The organism is Oceanicola sp. S124, from assembly GCF_000220565.1.
Lineage (GTDB): Bacteria > Pseudomonadota > Alphaproteobacteria > Rhodobacterales > Rhodobacteraceae > Pseudooceanicola.
Window position 1 is genome coordinate 1 of record NZ_AFPM01000248.1, and the last position, 6,676, is coordinate 6,676.

Genomic DNA, 6,676 nt, shown 5'->3' on the forward strand with positions numbered 1-6,676 from the left:
GGCGACATGCCCATACCCGCCGAAACCGGGCATCAGGCATTCGCGGTGGAAACCGCAGAGGGTCAGGAAGCGCCCGGCCGAGGGATGTCCCTCCCAGCAGCGCGCCTCGATGCGCCGAATGCCGGCCTCGGCGCAGAAGGCGGGCATCCGACGGCGGATCAGCACGGCGGCCTGCCCCAGGCTGTGGCGGAAACGCTGGTGGTCGCGCGCAACCAGTGCCGCCTGTGCGATCCCCGCCTGTCCGGTATGTCCAAGCCCCAGCACGGCGAAGGGAATACCCGCCGGGCCCGGCCGGGTGCAGAGCACCAGTGAAACGACCTGCGCCCCTTGGACAGCGCACCAGTCCGCGAAGAGGCGCAGATGGCTGGCCGAGGATCCACGCACCAGCTCGGCCTCGATGTGGTCCATCGGTTCCAGGTGGCGGAAGACCTGCATGGCATCGTCTTCCCGGAAGGGGCGCAGGTCGATCATGCTCAGGCCGCTCCGGCCTGCAGGGCGGCGCGCCGTGCCGCGTTGGCCCAGTTTTTCAGCGCCTGGTCCTTGCTGCTGCCGGTCGCTTCGACGCCGAGCATCTTTGCCTTCACCCGGCCGCGCTCCCGGCCGAACATCAGGCCGCTTTCGTTCTGCAGCTGCGCCTGCAGGTCCGTAAGGCCGACCTGCGCGGACTGCGCCTCGATCCGCGCCGCCGTCTCGGCCAGGGCCGAGGTGTCCAGGGCGGGCGCGGCCGCGGTTGCGGCCTTCGATTTGGTGTTTCGTGCCATTTCAGTGCCTTCCATAGGGTTGAGGACGTTCCATCCTGTCTGCAGGCCGCCGCGCTTTTCCGACATGCGCGGCCCGCCGTTGTGGCCCATGCGGCCGTGCTGACGGGCGTCGGGCACCCGTTTCGTGTAGGGGGCGGATCCATCTGCGAGGTGCTCGGACAGCAGCAGGTACTGCAGCGCATCCATCACGTTCGCTTCGGTCAGGCGCTTGTCCGGCACCTTCCGCTTGTCGCCGTTCCGATCGACCTCGTCCGTCCAGACGTACCGGGCCTGGAAGCCGCGCCGCAGGAACTTGCAGGAGGGGTCGATGAGCAAACCGGGCTCGCCGGCGTCTACCGGGGCCTCAAGCGCCGCGCGCACGGCCTCGAGGCGGGGCTGGATCCGGTTCGTTCCCAGCCGTTGCGGCCGGATCGGGAAACCTGCCGCCTGGCTCACCATCAGGTTCCAGGTCGCATTCTCGTCCGCCGCCTGGCTGGCCCCATGTTCGCCGGCCATGTCGCCCCAGCCCGCCTCGACGAGGGCACCGGGCCAGCGCTCCTCGATCAGCTCCTGGAGGCGCTGCCCGAATGTCCGGGCCATCAGGCGCTCGGACGGGAAATGCAGCTCGCCCAGGATCCGCCAGCGGAAGAAGCCGGTCAGCTGGGCGATGACGGCCGCCCCCTTGAAGCCCTGGTCCAGGCCAACCCGCAGCGGCAGGCCCGGGATCAGCACCAGCGGCACATCCGAGACATGGACCCGGGGGCTGAACTCGCGCTTGAAGACCGGCTCCCCGACCCGCAGGTAAACGATCTTGTTGCGGACCAGGCGATCGACCATGTCGCCCCGCCCTGCCAGCTGCATCGAGGCGATCTGGCGCGGGTAGTAGCTGGGCGAGAGGTTCTGCAGGTTCTCGCAGCCGGGCTCGCCGTAGCCTGGCTGATTGCAGAACTCGATCGTGATCCGCTTGGCGCCGGCAGGCAGCTCGGCCGAGAGCAGATCGGCCATGCGCTTGCGCTCTTCGCCGTCGTGGAAGACCGTGAAGCCCCAGTTGTCCTCGTCCGGCGCGTTCATGTCGCCCACGATCTGCCCGTAGCTGCGCAGCTCGGGCGGCAGACCCTCGAAATGCTGGCGCCCCGGGTAGCGGTCGATCCGGCCGATCCCGACGGTCAGGATCTCGACCGGCATCGTGTCGAGTTCGTTCAGGACGATGTCGGTGGTCTGCACACCCCGCATGCTGGCGACGATGTCATCGCCGAACGCCATGAACTCGGCGGTGAACTCGATCGGCCCGTACTCATCCTCGAAGCGGATGACGTGGGTGACCGGGTCGCCACGGCCGCCCGACCAGGTACCGAGGTCCTTCGGGAAGGTCTCCAGGTAGGACGGGATCGTGGTGGACCACAGCTGACGGTAGGTTTCGCGGATGAACAGCACCTTGTAGCGGCGCACCCCGTCGATCGTGGACTGGGGCATCTCGACCGCGCGCCTGGCGCGGGACTTCATCAGCGTCGTCGTCTTGCCCGAGCCCACCGGGCCCTGGATGGCGATCACGTCATCGTTCGACCAGAAGAAGCGCTCGGCAATAGGGCCCGGGAACTGGACCGCGCCGATATCGGGCATCTTGCCAGAGGCGAAATCCCCCTCTAGGCTCTCGATTGCCTCTTTCGCATCGCTTCCCTGCAGTGCCTCCAGACGTTCGTCCGAGATCCCCCGGCCCCCCGTGGGTGTCGAGCCAGAGGCCTCCCCCCGACCCCGATCCACCGTCCCAAGTGTCGCGCTCATTGGCGAACCTCCCCATGGGCCGAAATCAGGTATGGGGTCACACAGAGGGGCCTGAGGGAACGCGCGAGAAGGCCCCCCCGGGGGGTCGCGGCGGCGCGGGCACCAGGCGCGGGCACCGCGGCACCAGGCCGGCGCGCCTGCTGATTTTCAATCAGTTGCGGACGGGCGCTAAGCATCTGATTTCCCTTCACTTTCCTCACCCGTCCGAATTTCAGCGTCCGAATTCTCAGAACCCGAAACGCTAACCCCTTGTTTCTGTTGCATTTCGTGCGCGACGTTGGCGGGCATCATCCGACCCGAGATCCGGGGCGCCTGAGGCGTCACATCCCGTGCCTGGGCGCCAGGATCCGCCGGGGCCGAAGGCGCTGCCGGCATGATGAAGGTGGTGTTCTGCTGGACGCTGACGTCCGGCGTCACCTTCGGCGCGGTGAAGGGCATCATCGCCTCGGCCGCGCGCAGGATCATCGTGTACTGCTGGCGGAAGACCTCGAGGCGCATCGAGGCCGTCGGGCTCGGCGCCGACTTCTTGCCGATGTGCGCGCCGTCGAAGGCCCAGGACAGCACCCGCTCGGTCTGGGCCATGGCCAGCGTGATCGCATCGTCGCGGGTGTTGAGGCCGGCGATCTGCACCAGAACATCCTCGGGCATCCGCATGCCACGCGCGGCCAGCCAGTCGCGCATCTGGCTGCTGACCTTGTTCCTGGATCCCTTCGGGCGCCCGGCCTGCCGCGCCTCCTGGTCCTGCTCCGGCTCCTCGTCCGGCAGCAGGGCCAGCTGAAGGCCCTGGTCACGCTGGCGCTCGATCCGCTCGGCCATTTCCCGGGCCTCGAGCTGCCATTGGTTGTCAGGCTTGGCCATAGAAACCCCCTTTTTTATTGAAAATCAGGGGGTTAATCGAGATCAGGCCGAGGCTACGACGCCCCGTTTTTCGGCGTCGCAGGGCTGTCGTAGCAGTTATCTCTTTCTTTTCAGATAGATAGATATCATCTACGACAGTACGACGGTACGACACACATTTCCTCGTGTGCGCGCGCGTGCGTGTGCATGCATACGTGAGGAAGCGCTTTTCGCGTCGTAGCGTCGTAGCCGTCTGGTAAGTGCTTGCGGCGCAAGGATAAAACCCTACGACATGCCCTACGACGCCCAATTTTTCAGCGTCGTAGCGTCGTAGCCCCTGACCCGTCCGCAGAGCGCCCCGCCGTGCGTGAATTATGGCCCCGAAACGGGTCCGGGTACAGCGGAAAAGATCGCGCGATTTCATGGTGTTGGTCACGTTGCGCATGGCTCAGACGAAATCTCTCATGTCAGGGGGTTCGGGGCGCTCGGGGGCCTGCGACGTGCCGCCGGTCTCATCCATGGCGTTCAGCAGGCCCGGGATCGAGGTGAAGGGGATGACGTAGCCGCGCGAGGGAACCCGGGCGAAGGTCATGTTCGCGCTCTTGGCGTCCTTCACCCGCCGCGCCGCCTGGGCCCAGACGCCGGCCGCCCAGGGCGTGCCCTCGAAGAGCCCGCAGAGCCCCGACAGCGGCTTGTTCGCGATGCAGAGCTCGGCCGAGGTATCCCGGCCCTTCACCCGCAGCCCGAACTGCGCCAGGAAGTTGTTGGCGTTGTCGCTGGTGGCGTCGCCGATCTGCTCCGGGGCGCGGGGGAGACGGCCAGCCATGGCCAGCCAGCTGGCCACGTTCAGCTTCTGGCCGCGTCGCCAGACATCGAGCGGCTGGGACAGCAGATGCACCAGCATGTCCTCGGCGTTGCTGCCCACATCGACGCTCTCGTCGCGCAGGTGTGCGTCCAGCTTGGCGCACCAGCTCGCCATGACCTCCTCGGCCGGCAGCGCCTCGTGCAGGGCCATGTCGGCCAGCGCCAGGACGGTGCCGTAGTTGTCCGCCTGGCGCCCGCCGTGGCCATGGGCCGCGAGGCTGGCGCGCCAGAGGTCGAGGCGCTTCGTCCAGGTATCCCAGCGGCCCACCAGGCTGGCGCGCAGGGAGGCGCCGAGGGCCTTCAGGCGTCGGGGATCATCCTTCGGCTTCGGCGCGTCCGGGCGCAGGCGGTTCAGATCCAGCAGGATGAGGCGAGAGCGGTCCTGTGGGGGCAGCGGGGGCACCAGGATCGAGGAGAACAGGAAGCAGCTGTAAGCGTTGCCCTGGTAGCCCTTCTGATCGGTCGAGCCGCGCAGGATCTGGTCGCCACTGGCCGCGATCCGCGCCAGGCGGATGATCGCCGCCGCCTTGCCCTTCTTCGGGTCATCGTCGGGCTCGAGCTCGTCCAGGGCGACGGGCATCGAGGAATAGCCGATGACCGATCGGATGCCAGCCTCCGTCGCGTCCGACGCCTGCAGCAGCCCGCTGGCGCCGCCGTGCAGGTAGCGCAGCAGCCGCTGCAGGGTGGACTTACCGGTGGCCTGGTCGCCGGTCACCCAGGTCACGGGCCGCCAGTCCAGGGCCCCGCCGATCTGCTGTGCGCAGATCACGCCGAGGGTCAGCATCGGATCGATGTCGGGCCGCGACCAGTTCCAGGTCTGCAGCGCATCGAGGATCTCGCTCGCCGCCTCGGCCGTGCCTGACGTCGCAGGACGGGGCACGGGGTCCGAGGCCGGGTAGACATGACCACCGTAGACGCCCGGCGGTTCCCATTTACCGGAGATCAGCACCTCGTCGCCGGCGTGGAAGATCAGGTGACCGTCCTCGTCCAGCCAGGCGCCGGCGCCGCGCACTTTGCCGACAGGTGACCAGACGCCCCGCTCGGTACAGGCCGCAACCATGTCGGTGGCGATCCTGCCCTGGTCGAAGGCGCCGGCAACCGGCGTGGTGCTGTTCTTGTGGTAACGGGGGTAGCGAGTGGCCAGCAGGCCGATCCGGCCCCCGAAGATGTGCCGGATCTTGTCCTGGGAATGGTTGTCGACAGCCCTCAGCTGGCCCTTGGTGTCCAGGTAGTAGGAAAGATCGCCGTGGATCCCCAAAGGAACGACCGGACACCCGTCCCAGATGTAGCCACGCGGTCGGCCCTTGCCACCCGATCCATCGCGATCGCCAGCTTCTGCCTTGCCGCCCACGCGCTTCCGGCCACGGCCTCGATCGTCGCCTTTCGGCTGTCCCCGACCATCTCCATCGTCATCCTTCGGTCCTTTCTCTGCGCCAGGCGCGGGCGGAGCCTCCTCGAGCCCACGCCGCAGGGCTGCAGCGGAACGTTCGTCGTCCCGCCGGTAGGTCGCCGGCTGGGGGTCGTTCAACCAGCTCATGTCCGCTTCATCGGTCACTGCCTCACCTCGGTCTTTCAGGGGCCTCGACGTCTTCCGCGCCGGCGGCCGGGGATCACGCGCCCGTGCTGCGGGCGAACTTGTCGCAGGAGATCAGCCGGGGCCGGATCTCTGCGGGCACGAAGTCGGTGCAGGGTGCGGGGCTCCAGGTCTCCGACAGCACGCCGAACTCGACGACGCGATCGCATTGACCGCCGGCGCCCAGCACCGCGCAGAAGGTGATGACCAGGATCATCGCCACCACCGGGCCGCAAGGGCCGCCAGTCCGGTCCTGCGCCGCACCGGCTCAGCCATCGCGCGCATGCGCGCGTCGGAGGCCTCGCGTGCGGCAACCGCCTCGGCCTCGGCCGCGGTCATTCGATCCAGCCGGCTGGCTGCCTGACGCGCCTGCGCCGGCGACATCATAGTGTTGAGGCAGACCATTCCGTCCTCGCCGGCCGCCGCGGCGACCCGTAAGCGGCCAGCCAAGGCGCCGACCCATTCGTCGCCGGTCTGGAAGCTTCGATCCTTCAGCTGATAGTTCATGCGCTTTCCTCCAGCTTGATTTCGGGCCACGAGAACGCGTTGAGATACGCGCAGATCACTTCACACATCTCGCGTCGCCTGTCGGAGAAGGCATGGCCATATCTCCGGGGCTCGACTTTGCGACGGACATGACCTGCAGCATCATGGAAGCCTTGCACCAACGCCCCTCTTCCGATCACTGAAGTGATCGCGTTGAACTCGTCTGCTCTGGCGCCCCAGGCACGAAACTTGCCGTACTGATCGAAGCTGGCATGTGCAGTAGCCCCGAACTGGACAGTCCAGCCCCCCACTGCCTTAACCACACGAAAATTCATTCGTTTTCCTCCTCGAGATCCGGCTCGTTCTCCATCTCGCGATCAGGTTCGATTTCCAC

At 67.2% G+C, this 6,676-nt stretch carries 7 protein-coding genes; all 7 read right to left on the reverse strand.

Annotated elements, in window-relative coordinates; all coding sequences use genetic code 11:
• The coding region (locus tag OS124_RS25070) for a hypothetical protein (protein ID WP_010141044.1) at nucleotides 1-471 on the reverse strand (471 nt) is incomplete at its 3' end.
• Nucleotides 472-473: 2 nt separating this feature from the next.
• Nucleotides 474-2,522 (reverse strand): hypothetical protein, encoded by a 2,049-nt coding sequence (locus tag OS124_RS0117045; protein WP_010141045.1) that lies wholly within the window; start codon nucleotides 2,520-2,522, stop codon nucleotides 474-476.
• Between the two features lie 168 nt (nucleotides 2,523-2,690).
• Nucleotides 2,691-3,380 carry a hypothetical protein gene (locus tag OS124_RS0117050; RefSeq protein WP_010141046.1) on the reverse strand — a complete coding sequence of 230 codons (690 nt, stop codon included), beginning with the start codon at nucleotides 3,378-3,380 and terminating at the stop codon, nucleotides 2,691-2,693.
• Between the two features lie 427 nt (nucleotides 3,381-3,807).
• Nucleotides 3,808-5,574, reverse strand: a complete 1,767-nt coding sequence (locus OS124_RS0117055) for a hypothetical protein (protein ID WP_168161483.1) — start codon at nucleotides 5,572-5,574, stop codon at nucleotides 3,808-3,810.
• 259 nt (nucleotides 5,575-5,833) lie between these two features.
• Entirely contained in the window at nucleotides 5,834-6,013 is a 180-nt protein-coding gene (locus tag OS124_RS0117060) for a hypothetical protein (protein WP_029375522.1), read from the reverse strand.
• Nucleotides 6,010-6,303, reverse strand: a complete 294-nt coding sequence (locus OS124_RS0117065; protein WP_010141048.1) for a hypothetical protein — start codon at nucleotides 6,301-6,303, stop codon at nucleotides 6,010-6,012. Before OS124_RS0117065 ends, OS124_RS0117060 begins: the two co-directional genes overlap by 4 nt.
• Entirely contained in the window at nucleotides 6,300-6,617 is a 318-nt protein-coding gene (locus OS124_RS0117070; protein ID WP_010141049.1) for a hypothetical protein, read from the reverse strand. Before OS124_RS0117070 ends, OS124_RS0117065 begins: the two co-directional genes overlap by 4 nt.
• Nucleotides 6,618-6,676 lie beyond the last annotated feature (59 nt).